At 59.2% G+C, this 20,456-nt stretch carries 19 protein-coding genes and 1 pseudogene; 16 read left to right on the forward strand and 4 right to left on the reverse strand.

Features of this window, described 5'->3' with window-relative positions; genetic code table 11:
• Positions 1-647 precede the first annotated feature (647 nt).
• From cyoA to cyoE, 5 genes are read left to right on the forward strand one after another with little or no spacing between them, the layout of a single operon-like run.
• Positions 648-1,583, forward strand: coding sequence for a ubiquinol oxidase subunit II (gene cyoA, locus PSUM_RS11530; RefSeq protein ID WP_033038503.1), 936 nt, complete (start codon positions 648-650; stop codon positions 1,581-1,583).
• Positions 1,584-1,586: 3 nt separating this feature from the next.
• A complete protein-coding gene (gene cyoB, locus PSUM_RS11535) occupies positions 1,587-3,617 on the forward strand; it encodes a cytochrome o ubiquinol oxidase subunit I (protein ID WP_020796848.1) in 2,031 nt (676 codons plus the stop codon).
• Positions 3,618-3,620: 3 nt separating this feature from the next.
• Positions 3,621-4,244, forward strand: coding sequence for a cytochrome o ubiquinol oxidase subunit III (locus PSUM_RS11540; protein ID WP_033038499.1), 624 nt, complete (start codon positions 3,621-3,623; stop codon positions 4,242-4,244).
• Positions 4,244-4,579: a cytochrome o ubiquinol oxidase subunit IV gene (gene cyoD, locus PSUM_RS11545; RefSeq protein WP_007916940.1), complete on the forward strand. Its 336-nt coding sequence runs from the start codon at positions 4,244-4,246 to the stop codon at positions 4,577-4,579. Before PSUM_RS11540 ends, cyoD begins: the two co-directional genes overlap by 1 nt.
• 10 nt (positions 4,580-4,589) lie before the next feature.
• Positions 4,590-5,477 (forward strand): heme o synthase, encoded by an 888-nt coding sequence (cyoE, locus tag PSUM_RS11550; RefSeq protein WP_020796846.1) that lies wholly within the window; start codon positions 4,590-4,592, stop codon positions 5,475-5,477.
• A 98-nt stretch (positions 5,478-5,575) separates the two neighbouring features.
• Here the strand turns inward: cyoE and PSUM_RS11555 are convergent, their stop codons facing one another.
• A complete protein-coding gene (locus tag PSUM_RS11555) occupies positions 5,576-6,994 on the reverse strand; it encodes an aminotransferase-like domain-containing protein (protein WP_083348250.1) in 1,419 nt (472 codons plus the stop codon).
• A 148-nt stretch (positions 6,995-7,142) separates the two neighbouring features.
• Between PSUM_RS11555 and PSUM_RS11560 the strand changes: the two genes are divergently transcribed.
• From PSUM_RS11560 to PSUM_RS11605, 10 genes are all read left to right on the forward strand, one after another.
• Entirely contained in the window at positions 7,143-8,240 is a 1,098-nt protein-coding gene (locus PSUM_RS11560; protein WP_020796844.1) for a hypothetical protein, read from the forward strand.
• A gap of 42 nt (positions 8,241-8,282) precedes the next feature.
• Entirely contained in the window at positions 8,283-9,563 is a 1,281-nt protein-coding gene (locus PSUM_RS11565) for an ATP-grasp domain-containing protein (protein ID WP_083348251.1), read from the forward strand.
• A 48-nt stretch (positions 9,564-9,611) separates the two neighbouring features.
• The gene (locus tag PSUM_RS11570) at positions 9,612-10,106 is read left to right on the forward strand and encodes a RidA family protein (RefSeq protein WP_020796842.1); all 495 of its coding nucleotides are present in this window, start codon (positions 9,612-9,614) and stop codon (positions 10,104-10,106) included.
• Between the two features lie 84 nt (positions 10,107-10,190).
• The gene (locus PSUM_RS11575; RefSeq protein WP_020796841.1) at positions 10,191-10,676 is read left to right on the forward strand and encodes a cupin domain-containing protein; all 486 of its coding nucleotides are present in this window, start codon (positions 10,191-10,193) and stop codon (positions 10,674-10,676) included.
• Positions 10,677-10,886: 210 nt separating this feature from the next.
• Positions 10,887-11,543: a glutathione transferase gene (yfcF, locus tag PSUM_RS11580; RefSeq protein WP_020796840.1), complete on the forward strand. Its 657-nt coding sequence runs from the start codon at positions 10,887-10,889 to the stop codon at positions 11,541-11,543.
• Between the two features lie 34 nt (positions 11,544-11,577).
• The gene (locus tag PSUM_RS11585) at positions 11,578-12,930 is read left to right on the forward strand and encodes a KamA family radical SAM protein (protein WP_020796839.1); all 1,353 of its coding nucleotides are present in this window, start codon (positions 11,578-11,580) and stop codon (positions 12,928-12,930) included.
• A 31-nt stretch (positions 12,931-12,961) separates the two neighbouring features.
• Positions 12,962-13,834, forward strand: coding sequence for a branched-chain amino acid aminotransferase (locus PSUM_RS11590; RefSeq protein WP_020796838.1), 873 nt, complete (start codon positions 12,962-12,964; stop codon positions 13,832-13,834).
• A gap of 21 nt (positions 13,835-13,855) precedes the next feature.
• Positions 13,856-14,614, forward strand: coding sequence for a TauD/TfdA family dioxygenase (locus tag PSUM_RS11595; protein ID WP_083348252.1), 759 nt, complete (start codon positions 13,856-13,858; stop codon positions 14,612-14,614).
• 62 nt (positions 14,615-14,676) lie between these two features.
• Positions 14,677-15,636, forward strand: a complete 960-nt coding sequence (locus PSUM_RS11600; RefSeq protein WP_083348253.1) for a diiron oxygenase — start codon at positions 14,677-14,679, stop codon at positions 15,634-15,636.
• Positions 15,637-15,650: 14 nt separating this feature from the next.
• Positions 15,651-16,451 (forward strand): N-acyl homoserine lactonase family protein, encoded by an 801-nt coding sequence (locus PSUM_RS11605; protein WP_083348254.1) that lies wholly within the window; start codon positions 15,651-15,653, stop codon positions 16,449-16,451.
• Positions 16,452-16,542: 91 nt separating this feature from the next.
• On the opposite strand, the gene PSUM_RS11610 is transcribed toward PSUM_RS11605, so the two are convergent.
• From PSUM_RS11610 to PSUM_RS11620, 3 genes are all read right to left on the reverse strand, one after another.
• Positions 16,543-17,973: an aminotransferase-like domain-containing protein gene (locus PSUM_RS11610; RefSeq protein ID WP_020796834.1), complete on the reverse strand. Its 1,431-nt coding sequence runs from the start codon at positions 17,971-17,973 to the stop codon at positions 16,543-16,545.
• Between the two features lie 199 nt (positions 17,974-18,172).
• Positions 18,173-18,877, reverse strand: coding sequence for a hypothetical protein (locus PSUM_RS11615; protein ID WP_020796833.1), 705 nt, complete (start codon positions 18,875-18,877; stop codon positions 18,173-18,175).
• A gap of 239 nt (positions 18,878-19,116) precedes the next feature.
• A complete protein-coding gene (locus tag PSUM_RS11620; RefSeq protein WP_033044637.1) occupies positions 19,117-19,635 on the reverse strand; it encodes an ABC transporter permease in 519 nt (172 codons plus the stop codon).
• Positions 19,636-19,713: 78 nt separating this feature from the next.
• Here PSUM_RS11620 and PSUM_RS11625 point away from each other — a divergent pair.
• Positions 19,714-20,412: pseudogene (locus PSUM_RS11625) on the forward strand (class II aldolase/adducin family protein); the annotation flags it as partial.
• Between the last annotated feature and the right edge of the window lie 44 nt (positions 20,413-20,456).

Genomic DNA, 20,456 nt, shown 5'->3' on the forward strand with positions numbered 1-20,456 from the left:
TGGTGCAGTCTCCTGTAATGAAATTGGTGTGTTAGAGTGCCGCCGGTTTTTCGCCGGCCCAAAAGGAAGCAGGCAGTTTTAACAGGTTGTGGCGATTTGCTGAAGCCCTTGTCTCATCGGGGCCAGGGCGGCATTCAGGGTCGTTTCCGCACCTTCGATACTGTCTGAATTGCGGGTGGTAGCCCTACTTTTTTTGGTGTTTTTGTTGAGAATCAATTTCGATAAGATGCGCCACTTTTACAGAATTGGGTCAGGATTGTTGCGGGCTGGGATAAAAATTATTTCGGGATAAGACATGGTTTATAAAACGCTACATATCTACAATCGCCCGCACTGAATTCCCGGCACTGCTCACCCTGGCTCTGGTGCATGAATGGCACGAGGGTGTCGAGAGGCCTTCGGGCTTGATGCGACGCCCAGGTGTCGGTGCCTCCAACTATCCGCACCAAATGGAATTGGGCTGTAACAAGGCCTTTGACCACGAATTCGAATAAGAACTCACTGCTGGCCCAGGATTTGTCGAAACGCCTCTGACGCTCGACGGGCAAGCCCTTATTCAATCCAAGAAAAATGCCAACCCTTGGCAGGGTGAAGTGTTGGCGATCAAAACCCAACTGCATTGCGCAAGCTGCTTTAGAGGTCGTGAGATGAGTAAAAACAGGTACCCCAGACTACTAGGCTTATTGCCGCTGCTCGGCACGTTGTTGCTGGGAGGCTGCAACATGACCTTGCTCAATCCCACGGGCCAGGTTGGCCTGGAACAGCGAAACCTGATCATCACCGCAACGCTGCTGATGCTGTTGGTTGTGATCCCGGTCATCGTGATGACCTTCCTGTTTGCCTGGAAATACCGCGCATCCAACACCAAGGCGACCTACACGCCTAAATGGAACCACTCCACCAAGATCGAGATCGCGGTGTGGACTGTTCCGGTGTTGATCATCATTGCCCTGGGTTACATCACCTACAAGTCGACCCACGAGCTGGACCCGTACCGTCCGATCGAATCCGACGTGAAGCCTGTGACCATCGAAGTGGTCGCGCTGGACTGGAAGTGGCTGTTCATCTACCCGGAACAAGGCATTGCCACGGTCAACAAGATCGTGTTCCCGGCGCACACGCCAATCAACTTCAAGATCACCTCCGACGCCGTGATGAACTCGTTCTTCATCCCGGGCCTGGGCGGCCAGATCTACGCGATGGCGGGCATGCAGACCAGAATGCACCTGATCGCCGACCGCAACGCTGAAATGGATGGCATCTCCGCCAACTACAGCGGTGCCGGTTTCACCGGTATGAAATTCAAAGCGATCGCAACTTCCCAGGAAGATTTCGACGCCTGGGTAAGTGAAGTCAAAAAGGCACCTAAACAGCTTGAACAAGCTGAATACGCAGCCCTTTCCAAGCAGAGCCAGAACAACCCAGTCGAGCTCTACTCCTCGGTGACGCCGAACCTGTTCCAGATCATCGTCGACAAGTACGAAGGCATGAAACCAGGCCCGAAGGTCAAGCACGAGAAGAAAGAGAAAGAAGTGGCCGCTACGGACATGAACTCGCATTCAGCTGCCGGGGCAGAGGAGTAAACGATGTTTGGTAAATTAAGTTGGGAAGCGGTCCCATTCCACGAGCCGATCGTGATGGTGACCATCGCCATGATCGCGCTCGGCGGTCTGGCACTGTTCGCGGGTATCACTTACTTCAAGAAGTGGACCTATCTGTGGACCGAGTGGTTGACCTCGGTCGACCACAAGAAAATCGGCGTGATGTACATCATCGTCGCCATGGTCATGCTGCTGCGCGGCTTTGCCGACGCCATCATGATGCGTACCCAACTGGCCATGGCCACCGAGGGTTCGCCTGGCTACCTGCCACCTGAACACTATGACCAGATCTTCACCGCCCACGGTGTGATCATGATCATCTTCATGGCGATGCCATTCTTCACCGGCCTGATGAACCTTGCAGTGCCGCTGCAGATCGGCGCGCGTGACGTTGCCTTCCCGTTCCTGAACTCCCTGAGCTTCTGGCTGCTGGTGTCCGGCGTTGTACTGATCAACCTGTCCCTGGGCGTCGGCGAATTCGCCAAGACCGGTTGGGTTGCCTATCCGCCACTGTCGGGCCTGCAATACAGCCCTGGCGTGGGGATGGACTACTACATCTGGGCGCTACAGCTATCCGGCCTGGGTACGACGCTGACGGGGGTCAACTTCCTGGCCACCGTGCTGAAAATGCGTACCCCTGGCATGAAGCTGATGGACATGCCGATCTTCACCTGGACCTGCACCTGGGCCAACGTCCTGATCGTGGCTTCGTTCCCGATCCTGACCGCTACCCTGGCACTGCTGACCCTCGACCGTTACATGGATTTCCACATTTTCACCAATGAACTTGGTGGCAATCCAATGATGTACGTCAACCTGTTCTGGGCCTGGGGCCACCCTGAGGTTTACATCCTGATCCTGCCGGCATTCGGCATCTTCTCGGAAGTGATCTCTGCCTTCACCGGCAAGAAACTGTTCGGCCACCACTCGATGATCTACGCTTCGGGCGCGATCTCGGTACTGGGCTTCATGGTTTGGCTGCACCACTTCTTCACCATGGGTTCGGGTGCCAGCGTCAACGCCTTCTTCGGTCTGGCGACGATGCTGATTTCCATCCCGACGGGTGTGAAACTGTTCAACTGGCTGTTCACCATCTACCAGGGCCGTCTGCGTTTCACCAGCCAGGTGCTGTGGACCCTGGGCTTCATGGTGACCTTCGCCATCGGCGGCATGACCGGCGTACTGCTGGCCATCCCGGGTGCTGACTTCGTTCTGCACAACAGCCTGTTCGTGATCGCGCACTTCCATAACGTGATCATCGGCGGTGCGGTATTCGGCTACATCGCAGGTTTCGCGTTCTACTTCCCGAAAGCGTTCGGCTTCAAGCTGCACGAAGGCTGGGGTAAAGCAGCGTTCTGGTTCTGGATCTCCGGCTTCTTCGTCGCGTTCATGCCGCTCTATGCACTGGGCTTCATGGGCATGACCCGTCGTCTGAACGCCACCACCAACCCTGAGTGGGTGCCGTACCTGTACGTCGCCATGTTCGGTGCGGTGATGATCGCCTTCGGTATCGCCTGCCAACTGATCCAGCTGTACGTCAGTGTGCGTGACCGCAAGAAGCCAGAGAACATGTGCGAACACGGTGACCCGTGGAATGCCCACACTCTGGAATGGTCGACCTCGTCGCCACCTCCGTTCTACAACTTTGCCGTGCTGCCTAAGGCTGACTGCATCGACCCGTTCACCGAAGCCAAGGAAAACGGCACCGCGTACAAGGCTCCGGCCAAATACGAGCCGATCCACATGCCAAACAACACCGCTACCGGTGTGGTCATGGGGGCTCTGCTGACCGTGTTCGGTTTCGCGATGATCTGGCACATCTGGTGGCTGGCAATCGCGAGCCTGGTAGGCACTGTCGTCTACTTCGCGATCCACGCTGCACGTGACGACCAGGGCTATATGGTCCCGGTTGAAACGATCGAGCGCATCGAAGCCGAGCAGCACAAGCGTCTGGTAGCGGCAGGGAAGATCCCGGCCACCGCCACCCGTGTTGAAACCTCGTTGGAACAGGCTTAAACCATGTCGAACTTAGTGACCAATGTTGGACACGCCCATGGTGACCATGGGCACGATGACCACCACCACGACTCGGGCGAGATGACCGTATACGGTTTCTGGCTCTACCTGATGACCGACTGCATTCTGTTTGCGTCGATCTTCGCGGTGTACGCGGTACTGGTTAACAACGTAGCGGGTGGCCCGTCGGGCCACGACATCTTCGAACTGCCATACGTACTGGGCGAAACCGCTCTGCTGCTGTTCAGTTCGATCACCTACGGCTTCGCCATGCTGGCGTTGTACAAGGGCAACAAGAAGGCGGTGCTGACCTGGCTGGGCATGACCTTCCTGTTGGGCGCAGGCTTTATCGCGATGGAGATCAACGAGTTCCACATCTTGATCTCCGAAGGCTACGGCCCTAGCCGTTCAGGCTTCCTGTCCGCGTTCTTTACCCTTGTCGGTACTCACGGTCTGCACGTGTCCGCCGGTTTGATTTGGATGGCGATCATGATGTATCAGGTGCAGAAAAAGGGCCTGACGTCGACCAACAAGACCCGTCTGAGCTGCCTGAGCCTGTTCTGGCACTTCCTGGACGTGGTGTGGATCTGTGTATTCACCGTTGTTTACCTGATGGGGACTCTGTAATGGCTAATGCACACTCCCATGACAGCCATGATGCTGGCCACGGCAGCGTAAAGTCGTACGCCATCGGCTTCATCCTGTCGGTGATCCTGACCGTCATCCCGTTCGGTCTGGTGATGTACCCGAGCCTGCCGAAGGCCACCACGCTGGCAATCGTTCTGCTGTTCGCAGTGATCCAGGTGATCGTTCACCTGTATTACTTCCTGCACCTGGACCGTTCCATCGCTCAGCGTAACAACGTGATCGCTTTCGTCTTTACGGCCATCGTGATCGTGCTGCTGGTTGGCCTGTCGCTGTGGATCATGTTCAGCATCCACACGTACATGATGGCGAAGTGAGGTAGACCCGATGTCGCTCAAGCACTTTATCCAAATCACCAAACCGGGGATCATTTTCGGTAACGTGCTTTCTGTGGCAGGCGGGTTCTTCCTGGCCTCGAAAGGGCATGTCGATCTGGCCGTGTTTCTGGCAGCCATGATCGGCACTTCCCTGGTCGTCGCCTCCGGTTGCGTGTTCAACAACTGCATCGACCGCGACATCGACATCAAGATGGAACGCACCAAGAACCGAGTGCTGGTCCAGGGCCTCATCTCCCTGAAACTGGCCCTGATCTATGCGACCGTCCTGGGTGTTCTCGGCGTTGCGTTGTTGTACAAAGTAGCCAACCCGTTGGCTGCTTTGTTCGCCGTGATCGGCTTCGTGATCTACGTCGGCTTCTACAGCCTGTACCTCAAGCGCAAGTCGGTTCACGGCACGCTGGTGGGCAGCCTGTCTGGCGCCATGCCGCCGGTGATCGGTTATGTCGCGGTGAGCAACACCTTCGACATGGCCGCACTGACCCTGCTGGTGATGTTCAGCCTGTGGCAGATGCCGCATTCCTACGCCATCGCGATCTTCCGCTTCAACGATTACCTGGCCGCATCGATCCCGGTGCTGCCAGTGAAGCGCGGAATCCAGGTGGCCAAGAAGCACATCCTGATCTACATCCTGGCCTTCCTCGTGGCGACCTTGATGCTGACCTTCAGCGGCTACGCCGGCATGAGCTACCTCGCCGTCGCGGCAGCCATGGGCATGTACTGGTTGTACATGGCCTGGACCGGCTACAAGGCAGTGGATGACACGGTCTGGGCACGTAAGCTGTTCGTGTTCTCGATCTTCACCATTACCGCGTTGAGCGTGATGATGTCCCTGGACTTCAAAGTGCCGACCGAGTTGCTGCTGACGTACGCGCCTTAAGCGTCGGACGCTGTAAAGAAAAGCCCCGCCTTCGAGAGAAGAGCGGGGCTTTTTGTTGGCCGAAATGTCATCTGTGGCGAGGGGATAGCGGTTGTCGGTTATTTGTGTGGCTTGTCCAGTAACCGGAAAAACCGCTCCCTCACCTGCACATGATCACTGTGCGCCACGTTGAAACGCAGAAACCGATTGCCATCCGCCGCTTTGCTGAGCATGGTCCCCGGCGCCAGCACCAGGTCGATTTCCAGGCCTTTGCGGGCCAGTGCCTCGGCTTCAAAGCCATCGGGAAGCCGTGTCCAGATGTACAAGCCTTCTCCAGGCAACGAAGACACCGAACACCCGGCTTCGCCCAGCCACGCCGCCACCCGGCTGTTCGACTCATAGAGCCGGTCCACCGTACGACGCATGTGCTTGGCATAGCTGCCATCGCTGAGCATGGTGCAAATAATCTGCTCGGCCATTTCCGAGGTCATGCCACCGCAGGCCATTTTCAGGGTCACCATCCGCGCCGCGAGTTGTGGGGACAGCACCGCGAAGCTGACGCGGCTGTTGGCGGTCAGGGTCTTGGAGAAACCAGAGACGTAAGACACGTTGTCCAGCCCGCTCGCGGCCAGGCGCGGCGTTCGGCGTTGCTGCATGTCGCAGTACAGATCATCTTCGACGATGTGGAAATTGTAGCGATGGCTCAGTTCCACCAAGCGGTAAACCTGCGCCGAGGTGAACGAGTGCCCGGTCGGGTTGTGCAGTGCATTGTTGGTCAAATAGAGCACGGGACGGTGGGCGATCAGCAACTGCTCCAGGGCATCAAGGTCCATGCCGTCGCAATCGCGGCGGATGGTGATGACCTTGGCGCCGTGCCAGGCCAGGTTGGTGTGCATCGTGAAGTAACAGGGATCATCGAGCAGCACCGTGTCGCCGGGCTTGACCAACAGGCGCATCAGCATGTCGATGGCTTGTACGGTGTTGGCGGTGGTAATGATCTGGTCGACGGGCGCTTCGATGCCCAGGGTCGACATCTTGACCCGCAAGGCCTGGCGCAACGGCAGGTAGCCGCTGGCGTTACCGTATTCGCCCATGCGCAGTGACGTTGCGCGAAGTGTGCCGCGCACAGCCTTGAGCAACTCTTCGGCAGGCAACCATGAAGACGGCAGAAAACCGGCACCCGGACGCAGCGCACCGTTGTCCTGCAAGACCGCGCGGCGGACCACGCTGAGTGTGTCCTGGGGCAACAGGTCGGGGCCGGCGTTGGTCTGGGCGGTGGTGCTCGAACGGTGCACGTAATGCCCCGAGCCCTGGCGTGACACCACCAGCCCCTTGGCGCGCAAGCGATCGAGAGCGTCGACCACCGTGGACTTGCCCACGTGCATCAGGTCGGAGAGTTCGCGAATCGGTGGCAGCCTTGAGCCGTGGGGCAGTCCACCCTTGCTGATCGCCACCGTCAACTGATCGACGATCTGCTGCACCAGCGGCACACCCGGCTGGAACTCGATAGCGGCGATCACTGCTCGCTGAGCCTGCATTTTACTGGTCTCTCCGGCAGTAAAGTTCGTTCGATTCTATACGAACTTGCTCTGATCAAGACAAGCATCTCTTTCTACCATCGCTTTACAGACTTTCTGGATGGTCGGCCTATGCCGGTCGATCCATGCCAGGTTCGTGAGGTGTTGCATGAGTGTCGAAACAACGGTCGTCGTGGCGAAACCGGTGATCAACCTGCGGTTGTTCACTATCCGGATCATCACTGCCGTGTCGCTGTTCGCGGTGCTGGGCAAGGCCAACGTCTGGCTCGATACCGCCACCAACAGCATCCTGGCCCTGGGTTATCGGGCCTTGTTGCTACTGTTGCCATTGACGTTGCTGGTCCTCGGTCGCCGCTCCTTGAGCGTCACGCTGCTGTGCGCCGCCCTCGGGCTGATATTACTGGCGGTCACCAGCAACCAGGGAGTGGTCATGTTTGCCGCGGCGTTGTTTGCCTACGGCATTGCAATTGCCGGCTACCTGATCAAGAGCGAGGCGGCCCAGACCAAGGAGGGCGCCGCCTACAACCGCGTCGCCATGAACATGGGCAGCCTGCTGGCAGGGTTGATCCTGTTGTCGCCGTTGCTCACCCCGACCCTGTTTTTCCTCGGCGCCGCCGGGTTCGTCCTGTTGTGCCTGCCGATCGCCATGGGCGCGACGTTCACCTGCGACCCCGTGGTTGCCCGTCCCGCCAGCCAGGATGGCAGCGGCTGGCGCAACAAGCTGCCGTGGGTCATCGCCGGCGTCATCATGGGCATCAAGCTGTTCGGCGTGTTCTCGATCCTGCCCCAGGCGATCCTGCTCAAGACCGGCGAGCTGCCGGCCTGGTATGGCCTGATGCTGATCCTCAACAGCGCCGTGGTGGTGTTCGCGCAAGTACCGGTCATGAAACTGATCGAGAGCACCGGGCGCTTCAAGGTGCTGACGGTGATCGCAATCATCGTCGGCGGTTTTGCCGTGCTGTCTTCGCCTGCCGCGTTCCACGTCGAAACCCTGGTCGGCGCACTGATCTGGGTGGCGCTGCTGTCCATCGCCGAGTGCGCCTTCAGTCACCTCGATTACTTCTCGGTCAAGCAGAACAACATGTTCGTCAAGGAAGTGTCCCTGGGCGTCGGCGCGGGGTTGACCGTGTTGATCATGCGGGTCGCGCCACCGCCCTACAACGCATTGGTACTGGCGGCCATCGGCGCTGGCGGGATCCTGGCCTGGTACTGGCTCAACCGTCGATCAATCGCATTGCATGACTGAGTCATCGCTGTTCCGGTTTTAACTTTGCAAGTCGGGGGCATTATGAATACGACTTCATGCGTAGTAGTGGTGGGGTACAACGGCAGTCGGGTTCACGATATCCAGAAGCTGCGTGACCTGTGCAAGTCGCTGTACGACGCCAGGCTGATCCTGCTGGTCGAGCAGGTCCAGCCCCATGACGACCAGGTGGCGGATCACGTTTGCAGCACTTCACTGGCCGAACAAGACGTTGCGTCATCCCTCGAACTGGTGGTGGGGTGCCTGAATGCCGATCGCTGGAAGCTGATCGGCGTGCTGCCGTTTTCCGACCGTGGCGTGCTGCTCGGTGCGGCGCTGGCCAGTCATTTCGGCTTGCCCGGTATTTCTCCCGTCGAGGCCAGGGCCGGGTTGGATAAACAGATTTTCCGCCAGCTCGAAGCGTCGGCCACCACGGCTCCCGAAGATTACCGGCCGGTGGTTTCCAGCCGTATCGAAAGCCTGCCGGAACTGCGTCAGCGAGTGATCGAACTGGGCGGCAAGGCTTTCATCAAGCCAGCCTGCGAAGGTGCAAGTCGAGGCTGCCGGGTCATCCGTCACCCGTCCGAATGCGACGACGCGTGGCAAGCACTCAAGCCCTATCGCGAGGGCGGCATCGTGCTCGAGGAACTGATCCAGAATGCCCGGGAATACAGCTGGGATTCTGTCGCCGGGAGCACCTGGATCACCGAAAAAACCACCACCGACGGTGCCTACCGCGCCGAGATCCAGCAAGTGGTGCCCGCACCGTTGGCGCCTGAGGTGCAGGCTCGACTGAAGGCTGCCGGCCAGCACATGGCGGGGTTGGTTTCCCAGGACAACGGTGCCTGGCACAACGAAGTGTTCTACAGGGCCAATCATCGCACCTCGGCCGTGGAAACCAACATGCGCCCCGGTGGCATGCACATCTGGGACCTGGCGCGCCAGGCGTTCGTCGATTTCGACCCGTGGGAGCGTTGGGTCCGCTGGGCCGTGGAAGGCCAGGTCGATAGCCAGGACCCGGTACCTCGCGGCTACTGCGGCATACGCCTGCTGCGGGCGACCACGGGCGGCATCCTGCGAGATGTACCAGACATCCCGTCCCTGGCCCGCTCGCTGAATATCGATCTGCTGGATTCGGTGGTGAGCAAACGCATCGGCGAACCGGTCAGCGCGCTGGTGAAAGACAACTTCTCGTTTATCGGCCACATCGTGTTGTTCAACGAAGACTACGAGCGGCTCAGCCATGACCTGTTACGCCTGGCCGAAACGATTGAAACGAACATCGGGATCACCAGCCTGGCGTCTTCTGCAAAGGCGGTGTGTTGAGTGTCAGGGATCGATGTTTTTTGCAGTATTGATCAAGAGGTTCGGTAAATGATTGAGCACATGACTTGTGACGAGCGCTTCATCGCGCTGGCGAAGGAATTCGACTACGACATCTACGGTGAAAACAGTGTAGGTGGGCATTACGCTCCGCTGATCCGTCATCACGACGAGTTGTATGTCAGCGGCATGGTGCCGCGCGTTAATGGCAAGATCCAATTCCCTGGGCGCGTCGGCCTGGACCTCGACATGGCGGATGCGCAAGCGGCCGCCAGCCTCTGCGCGATGCGCGGGTTGGCGTTGATCGTCGACGCCATCGGTTCGCTGGACAAGATCAAGTCGTTGATAAGGATCACGGTGTATGTGAAATCCACGGCAGATTTTGTCGACCTCAGCGATGTGGCCAACGGCGCCTCGGATGTTTTCAGTCACGTACTCGGCGATGCCGGGAAACATACGCGCACGACCGTCGGTGTTTATCAATTACCAAAAAATGCGGCAGTAGAAGTGGACATGATCGTAGCGTTACGACCTTCGGCGTTATAAGTAAGGGGTGTTCGGCTTTACAGCGATTAATTGTTCGCCTAAGGTCGAGTGACTCAACGCTGAAGAATAAGTTGGAAGACGAGCATGAATAACGTTCAAGGTGCGTTCTTTTCCTATAAGGACTTTCGTCAAAGTCTGGTTCGCCAGCCGATCAAGCCACGGGTGTGGAAGGAAGTTGAACTAACGGGAATACGTCAGAGCCTTGAGGACAGCGATGTCGATATTGTCGCGCTGGCCCACGACAACAGCCTCGATGGCTGCTCGCTGACGCCTGGCATGGCCGTGTCCATGCAATGGTTGATACCGGGCGCGCAGCTCCAAGGTCATGATCATTCGTGGTGGCACCTGTTCATCATCCAGAGCGGTAACGGCACCTTGACCCTGGGGGATGCCGAGGCCGTGTGCGTCGGCAGTGGGGACGTGCTGCTGGTGCCGGCCTGGACCCGCCACGGCTTCGTCAACACCAGCACCACCGAGCCGCTGGCCATGCTCAATATCAGCAATATGCCCCAGGCGCTGCTACTCGCCAATTGCACCGACAACGTCGGCCTGATCCCCCGCCAGCTGTAAATCCCCCTTCATTACACACGAGGGAGTCCGCGTTCGCGGACTCCCTTTTTTCGTTTCTGTCGTGCCCTCGATAAGCCCTTGGCGATGCGAATTTTCGAATTTCTGTATCGATGCAAACGGATAATTTCTGTATCTGTTCAGCGTTCGATCAACTTACTACGATCGACTCGAATGCAACGGATTAATGTGCTTAGTGCAAGGGAGCGTTCCATGGAAAATAACAGGATTAAACTTTATGTCGGCGCGGATTTTGTCAGCGCGTTTGCGATGTCAGCGTTTGTAGCGCTCAAGGAGAAGCAACTTTCATTTGAACTTGTCACGCTGGATTTAAAGGCGCGAGAGAACTATCAGGCGAAATATCGAGATATTTCACTTACCTGCAAGATTCCTACATTAGTTCACACAGGTTTTGCGCTTTCAGAGTCTTCCGCCATCGCCGAATACCTCGAGGAACTCGCGCCAGGGCATGCACGGCTTTTCCCCCAGGACCTCCAGCAGCGCGCCCGGGCCCGTCAACTCCAGGCCTGGCTGCGCAGCGATTTGCTGGTGATCCGCAAAGAGCGCCCGTTTGACCTGGTGTACTTCGGCAAGAAGGACGCGCCGCTCTCCGACGATGCCAAGGCCGCGGTCGAACGTCTGTTCTTCGTCGCCGAGCGCTTGTTGGAGGAGGGCGCCGAGCACCTCTTCGGCGACTGGAGCATTGCCGATACCGACCTGGCGATCATGCTCAATCGACTGGTCGCCAATGGTGATCAAGTCCCGGCGCGACTCGCCGCCTATGTCCGTCGCCAGTGGGATCGCGACAGCGTTCGGGCATGGATGGACATAGAGCGCAAAGCGCCGGCCATCGCACCCGCGGTGGTTTAAGGCGACCGTCAGGGCAATCACCAGGAGCGCTGCCATGCAAGGACTGTCGGAGCACGAACGCTACAAACCCTACAACGCTCGCACCATTCGCGACACACCGTATTGGCACAGGCTGACGCCGCAGTTGCAGGAAGCCATGACGGTCGTGGCCCGGGTCATGCCATTTCGCACCAACGAATACGTGCTGGGAACGCTGATCGACTGGAACAACATCCCGGACGATCCGATCTTCCGCATGACCTTTCCCCACAAAGACATGTTGCTGGTCGATGAATATGACTCGCTCAAACAACTGATCGAGCAGGATGACGCCGCTGCGATCAAACGACGGATCGAGGCGATCTGGCTGCGCATGAACCCCCACCCGGCCGGGCAACTGACGCACAACGGTGCGACCCTCGACGGAAAAGTCTTGCCGGGCATTCAGCACAAATATCGCGAGACCGTGCTGTTTTTCCCCGGTGCCGGTCAAACCTGTCATGCCTATTGCACCTTCTGTTTCCGCTGGGCGCAGTTCATCGGCGAGGAGGAGCTCAAGTTCAACGCGCGGGAATCCCAGGAGCTGCTGAGCTACCTGCGTGTGCACACGGAAGTGACCGACGTACTGGTCACCGGTGGCGATCCCCTGATCATGAATACCCGCTCGCTGGCCGGGTACATCGAGCCGCTGCTGGAGCTGGCGCATCTCAAGAGCATCCGCATCGGCACCAAGTCGGTGGCGTACTGGCCGCAGCGGTTTGTCAGCGACAAGGACGCAGACGAGTTGCTCGAGCTGTTCCGGCGGATCGTCGCGGCGGGTAAAAACCTGTCGATCATGGGGCACTACAACCACCCGGTAGAGATTCGCCAGGACATCGCCCGGCACGCCGTCGAACGTATTCGCTCCACGGGCGCGACCCTGCGCATGCAGGCGCCGGTGATCCGCCATATCAACGAAAACCCCGCCGATTGGGCGGATCTCTGGACCGAAGGCGTACGGCTCGGTGCAGTGCCGTATTACATGTTCGTCGAGCGCGACACCGGCCCCAGCCACTACTTTGCGATGCCGCTGGCCCGTGCGTTCGAAATCTTCCAGGCAGCGTACCGCACGGTCTCGGGCCTGGCGCGAACGGTGCGCGGGCCGTCGATGAGCACCTTCTACGGCAAGGTGTTGATCAATGGCATCGAGACCGTCGCCGGGGAAAAAGTCTTCGTGCTGCAGTTCCTCCAGGCCCGGGACCCGCAATGGGTATTGCGGACCTTCTATGCGCGCTTCGATCCGCAGGCGACCTGGTTCGATGAGCTTCGCCCGGCCTTTGGCGAACGAAGCTTTTTCTTTCAGGCCGAGGCTGAGCTGTTGCTGGCGCCAACGCCTGAGTTGATACCGGTCCTGCTGCAAACGGCCTAGGACGACACTTGATTATTGGGGAGACAAGGACATGAGCGGTATCCCGTTTGATCAGCGCGAAGGATTGATCTGGCTCGATGGCGAATTCGTCGAGTGGTCCCAGGCGCGCCTGCATGTGCTGACTCACGGCTTGCATTATGCAAGCACCGTGTACGAGGGCGAGCGCGTGTATGACGGCAAGATCTTCAAGTTGCGCGAACACACTGAGCGTTTGTATCGCTCGGCGCAGCTGATGGATTTTGCCATCCCCTTCGAACCCGCCGAGCTGGAAGCGGCCAGCCATCAATTGCTGCAACGCAACCAGGTGAACGACGGCTATTTGCGCCCGGTGGCCTGGCGCGGCAGCGAGATGATTTCCACGTCGGCGCGTTTCAATCGCGTGCATGTGGCGATCGCCTGCTGGCAATGGCCGAGCTATTTCGACCCGGCCGCGCGCATGGCCGGCATCCGTCTGAAGACCGCCACCTGGCGTCGTCCGCCTCCCAGCAGCAGTCCCTTCGAAGCCAAGGCGTCCGGGCATTACCAGATCGCCACGCTGAGCAAGCACGACGCCGAAAACACCGGCTACCACGACGCCTTGATGCTCGACTGGCGCGGCCATGTGGCCGAAGCCACCAGCGCTAACGTGTTCTTCGCCAAAGGCCGGACCTTGCACACGCCGGTGCCTGACTGCTTCCTCGACGGCATTACCCGCCAGACCGTCATCGAACTGGCCCGTGCCCTGGATTACCAGGTCATCGAACGCACGATATTGCCCACGGAACTGGGCGACTTCGACGAGTGTTTTCTCACCGGTACCGCCGCTGAAATCACCCCGGTACAGAGCATCGATGAGCAGCGATACCGACCGGGCACCGCCTGCAGTGAATTGATTGCCGCTTACACCTCAACCGTAAACGCCTGATAAACCGCCAGGAAACTCACCATGTCAGACCAAGGGATTGTTGCGTCCACACCTTATGTTTCGCTGGGCCATCGCCATGAAGAATTGTCGAATCGTGGCTGGACCGTGCTGACGCCAGGGGAATTTGCCCACGATGTCGCGGGAACACTGCATGAGTTCGGCCCGATCATTCCGCAGTTCAATGGCCAGATAGCTTTCGCCATCACCCGCAAGCCGGGCTACGAGGACTTGCCGTACTCCCAGAGCATGAACGGCATCGGCCCTCACACCGAAGCGCCGGTGTACGGCCCGCCACCGCGTTACCTGGCGTTGCATTGCCATAAACAGGCGACCTGCGGTGGCGGTCACACCGGTCTGGTGGACGGCTATGCGTTCTTGAGATCGCTTGAGCGATCCGAACCGGAACTGCGCAAGTGGCTCGACGATACGCCGGTGGAATTCGTCGCCACTGCCAAGCCCGGCGAACCGGCGCAAACCCGGGTCAGGGAATACATCCTGACACCGACCGAGGAAGGCGATATTTTCCGCTTCAGCTACAACCAGTTTCACTACGGCGATGTGAATCCGTCCAAGGAAGCCTTGCAGCAATCACAGGTCGCCGACAACGACTCGCCGCTTGCCAGGTTTGCGGTGCTCGGCGAAGCGTACTTCGTCGAACACAACATCCCGGTGCTGATTCCCGACGGATGCATGCTGATTTGGGACAACTGGCGGATGATTCATGCTCGCAGCCGATACACTGACCCGGCGCGCCACCTGACCCGCTACTGGCTGGCCTGATTTTTCCGTCGCCCTTCTTTTTCAGCGTACCCCCAGGGGTACGCGTTTACAGGTATCGCGTCATGCAAACAGCAATCGAGATCGCCCAGGTCGATCATCAACTGATCGTACGGCTCAATCAGGCCTGGATCAAACGCGCCGCAGTCTGCTCGCCGGACAAGGCCCAGATCAACGAAGTGTTCGACCCGGCACGCCCGGATTACCCGGAGTGCATGGTGCCGTTTTTCCATCATCCGACATTCCAGGCCTTGAGTGATGAGCTCAAGAGCAAGGTGGTGACCTGGGGCTGGATCGGCTACAACCTGCGCACGGTCACCGCCGAAGAGCTCGTGGTGAACCCGGCGCTGAGCGTCATCGCCAATCAATACCTGGGCAAGGACGACTGGCATTTTCGCGAAGCGATGCAGCAGACCCTGATCGACGAGCACTACCACACGCTCATGCACCTGCGGGCCATCGAGCGGACCAAGCGCGATCGCGCACTGGACCAGGACCTGGAGTTGCCGCCGTCGGTGACTTACCTGCGCCTCAAGGCCCTGCGCGAGGAACTGCCCGAACCCTGGCAGCGCGACCTGGCGGCGATCACCTTCGCGGTAGTCGCCGAGATCAGCGTCAATGCCTATCTCGACCTGCTGGCGGACGACCCGACCATCCAGCCGCAAAACCGCCGCGTGGCCGAGCTGCACAACCGCGACGAATACGCCCACAGCAAGGTGCTGGCCGAAGTCGCCAAGGTGATGTACGCCAACATGCAGCCAGTCCAACGGGAATTTTTCGCCCGCAACCTGTCGGTGGCGCTGAGTGCTTTTATCGCCCAGGACTACTCGATGTGGGAGGCGATCCTCACGCAGCTCGGGGTCGAGGACGCGCAGGCAATCATTGCCGACACCCGCGAGAGCAACAGGAACGCGACGATCATGCGCGACTACAGTGGTCTGCATAAGCTGGCGCAGGACCTGGGCATCAGCGAGCAGATCGACTTCGATTTTCGTCCGACCCTCAAAGCCACCGCAGCCGCCTGAACCTGGAGGTGCCCATGTCCGTTCCCATGTACGAAGTGTTCGCCCTGCGTGTCGGCGCCAACGCGCAGCGCACTGCCCGGGAGAACTTCCTCTACGACGCCTGCTGCGGCGATCCGAATGCGCCGATGCCGCTGGACTATTACTTCTGGGTGATTCGCAACGAGCACCAGGTGATCGTGGTCGACACCTGTTTTCAACCGGCCACGGCGGACCGGCGCAACCGGCAGATGTATCGCCTGCCGCAAGACTCCCTGCGGCAACTGGACATCGATCCGGCGCAGGTCGAGCACCTGATCCTCACGCACCTGCACTGGGATCACGCTGGCAACCTGGGGCTGTTTCCCAAGGCCACGGTGCATTTGCAGGAAGCGGAACTGCGTTTCTGCACCGGACCGAAGATGACCCATCACTCGGTGAACAAGACCTATGAGGTCGAGGATGTGATGTCGGCGCTGCCACCGCTGTTCGAAGGAAGGATGCGTTTGCACAACGGTACTGTCGAGGTGCTGCCGGGAGTGACACTGCACGCGGTGGGCGGTCACACACCCGGCAGCCAGGTGGTGCGGGTGAACACTGAACGGGGCTGGATCGTGTTGGCATCGGACGCGGCGCACTTGTGGGTGAACATTCGCGAGCGCAGTCCGTTTCCGATCATCGATGACCTGGCGCAGTCGCTCGAAGCGTTCAGTGAAATCGATCGCCTGGCCGACAGCGAAGACCACGTCATCCCTGGCCACGACCCGCTGATCGCCGAACGTTTCCCGCACTGGAACGACGATCCACACATCATTTGCCTGCACCAACCGCCACGTTGACCCTGTAGGAGCTGCCGCAGGCTGCGATTTTTGATCTTGTTTTTTTAAGATCAAAAGATCGCAGCCTGCGGCAGCTCCTACAGGGTTCTGGTCAGCTCTGGCTCTTGAGGAGGCGGCCCAGGGTCTGCAGTGCCTCATCGATCCTCGGTGAATACGGCGCTCCACAGCCGATGCGCACAAAATTCGTGAAACGCTTGGCGTTGGAAAAGATATCCCCAGGTGAAATCTGGATGCCGAGGCTCAGCGCATCATGAAACAGCCCCATGGACGAATGCCGAGCCGGCAACTCCACCCATAGCAAGGTGCCGCCCTGAGGGTGGGTCACGCGGGTGCCCTCGGGAAAATAACGCATGATCGCCCCGCTCATTTGCTCGCGCTGCTGGGTCAGGGTTTTTCTCAAGCGACGCAGGTAGCGTTCGTAGGAGGGCGTACCCATGAATGCACTAACGGCCAGTTGCGACAGCTTCTCGCAGCCACGGGTTTGCGTGTGCTTGAGCATTTCCACGCGATCGTGCCATTTGCCAGCGCTGATCCAGCCCAGGCGCAGGCCCGGGGCGAGGGTTTTGTTCAGCGAAGCGCAATAGATCACATTGTCGGTGCGGTCCCAGTGCTTGAGGGTGGACAGCGGTTGCTCGGTGTCCACCAGGTCACCGTAGGTGTCGTCCTCGATCAGCACCGTATCGTGCTCGGCACAGAGCTTCACCAGCCGTGCCTTGTGGGTGTCGGGCATGATGCTGCCCAGCGGATTGTGCAGGTTGGGCATGACGATCAGCGCCTTGATTAGCTCTGGCCCTTGCAGCAGGTGTTCAAGGGCCGGCAGGTGAATCCCGGCATGGGTCGAGGCTGGGACTTCCAGCACCCGCAGGTTCAGGCTTTCGAGAATTTGCAGCAGGCCGTAGAAGGTCGGTGACTCCACGGCCACGGTATCGCCGGGACGGGTCACGGCACGCAATGCCAGGTTGATCGCTTCGGTGGCGCCGTGAGTGATCACAATGCGTTCGGCCGTCAGGTTGGTTTTGACGGTCAGCATCCGGCGGGCAAGGACGTTGCGCAGTGCACTGTTGCCGCAGGTCGAACTCGTGGTATCGAACAGATGCTGGTCCAGGCGCAACGCCTTGATCATGTTGTCCTGCAAGGTCTTGAGCGGATAGAGCTGCGGCGCGCAATAGGCACTGGCGAAATTGACCTTCACCGTGGCGCGCTGGCTGGCCTTCAGGACCGAGGAAACCTTTTCATGAATGCCCACGTACACCCCACTCTCCAGTGCCGGGGGGTGGGCGATCGGCTTGGGTCCGGGCGCAGTGTCGGGCTGGCGAATGTAGTTGCCGGAGCGCGGTCGGGCTTCCAGCACGCCATGGTCTTCGAGCTCCCGACAGACCTGTACGGCGGTGGACAGGCTGACGGCGTGTTTTTCCATCATCAGGCGAATCGAGGGCAGGCGCTCGCCGGTCTTCAGGGTGCCGCTGCGGATTGCGTCCAGGTAGTGGTTGGCCAACTGACGGTACAGGGGTGGCGTGTTCATGATGACCTCAGCAGTCGCACCACTGAGGTCTTGGGCTGGAAAGTGAGTTGACGCTCCCCGCAGGCGGCCCCGTGGTGCAGGTGGGTGAAGGGAAGTGTTTCTCTGGCCTTGATACTGGAACACTAAACGCGGTTTTGCAGGAATCGCGGGCAATAAAAAGCCCCGCACGGGGGCGGGGCTCTGGGGATGCTGGCGGGGCTTACTGGGCGGCGATGCTGTAGCCGTCGAAGGCGGTCTGCTGTTGCAGGGCGGTGATGATGTTCTTGCGGTTCACGGCCTGTTCGGCGCCCTGGTTGTCCAGGAACGTTTCGCTTTGCAGCTCTGCCTCGTCGCCTTCGCCAACGAAGCTGAAACCGAGGAACTCAAGGGCTTCACGGTCGACGTTCAGGCGCGAGCGTGGGGTGCGCAGCGGCAAGGTGACGCTCATGCCGTCCTTGCTGATGGTGAACACTTCGACTTCTTTTTTCGCCTTGGCGGCTTTGCTCTTGCCGCCGCTCGGGCTGCTGATGGCCTGGTGCGTCTGGTTCAGCACCTTGAGGGCCAGGCCGTAGACGATTTCCTGGAAAGCCGGGTCGTCCTTGAAACTGGACAGGATGCGGCTGATCGGGAATTTGCTGCTCAAGTCTTCGAGGGCGGCGATGTCGGCGGCCTCGGCGTCCTTGAGTTGCTTGAGCTCACCCATCAGTTCGTAGGCTTTATCGTCGTCGAAGCTGTCATGGGCCTGGCGGATCGCGGCGCGTAGCTCGCGGATCTGCTCGCTTTCGCGGGTGGACTGGAAAGCGTCCAGGACCATCTCGCTGATGGTCTTGGCCTGGGGCACATGCTGTGAAAGATTGATGGAGTTTTCGTATTCCGCTTTGGACGACAAGGTGACTACGGATTCAGCGGTGTTGGAATCGGACATTGAAATTTCACTACTTCTTTGAACTTGAATAGGGGCGAGAAAGCCCGGGGGCTTTTTCAGGCCGACTAATCTATTGGACCGGGAAGCGGTTGTCACGGTCAACGGGCGGATGAGTTCAAGAGAGAGGCGGGAATCCTTGTAGGAGCTGCCGCAGGCTGCGATCTTTTGATCTTGAAAAATCAAGATCAAAAGATCGCAGCCTGCGGCAGCTCCTACAAGGGGGCGCGGTAACGACTTGGTTATGGATGCAACAGTTTCTGCGCGCGTTTATCCGCCAAGTGTTGAGCCACCAACCGCCCGATCAGCACCAGCAAGGTCAACGAGATAAGCAGCACCGAAATCGCCGCCACACTCGGATCAACGTTATCGCGCAAGCCGCTCCAGATCCGCTTGGGCAGGGTGTCGACGTTGACGCTGGTAATGAACGGAATCGCCATCGGCAGCAGCACCAGGCCGATCAACGCCGTGGCCCATTTGGAGCGCATGTACCAGATGCCCAGGCTGAAGCTGGCGGCCAGCAAGGTCGCGATGATGCTCGTGGCAAAGGCGATGGTCAGGCTTTGGCTGATGGCATTGAACCAGTCAGGGTTGCTCATCAGCGCTTCGTAATGCCGCAGCGACCAATTGCCTTGGGGCATCGACAGGAAACGCTTGCTGGTGAACGACACCGGGATGACCGTCAGCAACGGGAACAGCATGAAGGCCATGGCGACCACGGCCAGCAGGCGGGTACTCAGGCTTGTACGATGGGTGTTCATAGTGATCTCAGCCTACCAGTCGGTTCACGCGGGTCATTTTCAACAGCACCCAGATCAATGCGCTGACCAGGGCCAGCAGCGCATTTTCGCATGACCGATTTGATCTTCACCCACATCTCAGTGCGCATTCCGGGGCCGGAGCATCACTTCCTGATCAACCCCTACGGGCTGATGTTCGATGAGATCACGGCGTCGAACCTGGTGAAAATCGACCTCGATGGCAACGCGGTGGAACCGTCGCCGTACCCGGTGAACCCGGCCGGTTTCGTGATTCACAGCGCCATTCACGGTGCTCGTGAAGACGCGCAATGCGTGTTGCACACGCACACAAAATCCGGTTGCGCGATGGCGGCGTTGAAGTGCGGGCTGTTGCCGGTGAACCAGATTTCCATGGAGTTCTACAACCGTGTGGCCTACCACGACTACGAAGGCGTGGCGCTGGACATGAGCGAGCAGCGGCGGCTGGTGGCGGACATGGGCGACAAGCCGGTGCTGATGCTGCGCAATCACGGTTTGCTGACGGTGGGGGAGACGGTGGGGCAGGCGTTCATGCGCATGTATTACCTGGAAAAGGCCTGCGACATTCAGTTGGCAGCCATGGCTGCCGGGGAGCTGGTGTTGCCGTCGCCCGAGGTTTGCGCGCATACCGAGCGGCAGTTCAATGAGCCGGGACGGGCGCTGGAGGAGGGTGAGCTCAATGATCCAGATGCCATGCAACTGGCCTGGGCGGCGTTGCTGAGATTGCTGGAGCGTGTGGCGCCGGATTATCGGGACTGACCTGAATGCTCGGTTGTTCGAGCTGGCCTATTCGCGAGCAGGCT

It is taken from the genome of Pseudomonas umsongensis (genome assembly GCF_002236105.1).
Taxonomy (GTDB): Bacteria; Pseudomonadota; Gammaproteobacteria; order Pseudomonadales; family Pseudomonadaceae; genus Aquipseudomonas; species Aquipseudomonas umsongensis.

What these genes read in the sequence shown, in the direction of transcription:
- cyoA (WP_033038503.1), top strand. Translation starts at nt 648, where the DNA reads ATGAGTAAAAACAGGTACCCCAGACTACTAGGCTTATTGCCGCTGCTC.
- cyoB (WP_020796848.1), top strand. Translation starts at nt 1,587, where the DNA reads ATGTTTGGTAAATTAAGTTGGGAAGCGGTCCCATTCCACGAGCCGATC.
- PSUM_RS11540 (WP_033038499.1), top strand. Translation starts at nt 3,621, where the DNA reads ATGTCGAACTTAGTGACCAATGTTGGACACGCCCATGGTGACCATGGG.
- cyoD (WP_007916940.1), top strand. Translation starts at nt 4,244, where the DNA reads ATGGCTAATGCACACTCCCATGACAGCCATGATGCTGGCCACGGCAGC.
- cyoE (WP_020796846.1), top strand. Translation starts at nt 4,590, where the DNA reads ATGTCGCTCAAGCACTTTATCCAAATCACCAAACCGGGGATCATTTTC.
- PSUM_RS11555 (WP_083348250.1), bottom strand. Translation starts at nt 6,994, where the DNA reads ATGCAGGCTCAGCGAGCAGTGATCGCCGCTATCGAGTTCCAGCCGGGT.
- PSUM_RS11560 (WP_020796844.1), top strand. Translation starts at nt 7,143, where the DNA reads ATGAGTGTCGAAACAACGGTCGTCGTGGCGAAACCGGTGATCAACCTG.
- PSUM_RS11565 (WP_083348251.1), top strand. Translation starts at nt 8,283, where the DNA reads ATGAATACGACTTCATGCGTAGTAGTGGTGGGGTACAACGGCAGTCGG.
- PSUM_RS11570 (WP_020796842.1), top strand. Translation starts at nt 9,612, where the DNA reads ATGATTGAGCACATGACTTGTGACGAGCGCTTCATCGCGCTGGCGAAG.
- PSUM_RS11575 (WP_020796841.1), top strand. Translation starts at nt 10,191, where the DNA reads ATGAATAACGTTCAAGGTGCGTTCTTTTCCTATAAGGACTTTCGTCAA.
- yfcF (WP_020796840.1), top strand. Translation starts at nt 10,887, where the DNA reads ATGGAAAATAACAGGATTAAACTTTATGTCGGCGCGGATTTTGTCAGC.
- PSUM_RS11585 (WP_020796839.1), top strand. Translation starts at nt 11,578, where the DNA reads ATGCAAGGACTGTCGGAGCACGAACGCTACAAACCCTACAACGCTCGC.
- PSUM_RS11590 (WP_020796838.1), top strand. Translation starts at nt 12,962, where the DNA reads ATGAGCGGTATCCCGTTTGATCAGCGCGAAGGATTGATCTGGCTCGAT.
- PSUM_RS11595 (WP_083348252.1), top strand. Translation starts at nt 13,856, where the DNA reads ATGTCAGACCAAGGGATTGTTGCGTCCACACCTTATGTTTCGCTGGGC.
- PSUM_RS11600 (WP_083348253.1), top strand. Translation starts at nt 14,677, where the DNA reads ATGCAAACAGCAATCGAGATCGCCCAGGTCGATCATCAACTGATCGTA.
- PSUM_RS11605 (WP_083348254.1), top strand. Translation starts at nt 15,651, where the DNA reads ATGTCCGTTCCCATGTACGAAGTGTTCGCCCTGCGTGTCGGCGCCAAC.
- PSUM_RS11610 (WP_020796834.1), bottom strand. Translation starts at nt 17,973, where the DNA reads ATGAACACGCCACCCCTGTACCGTCAGTTGGCCAACCACTACCTGGAC.
- PSUM_RS11615 (WP_020796833.1), bottom strand. Translation starts at nt 18,877, where the DNA reads ATGTCCGATTCCAACACCGCTGAATCCGTAGTCACCTTGTCGTCCAAA.
- PSUM_RS11620 (WP_033044637.1), bottom strand. Translation starts at nt 19,635, where the DNA reads ATGAACACCCATCGTACAAGCCTGAGTACCCGCCTGCTGGCCGTGGTC.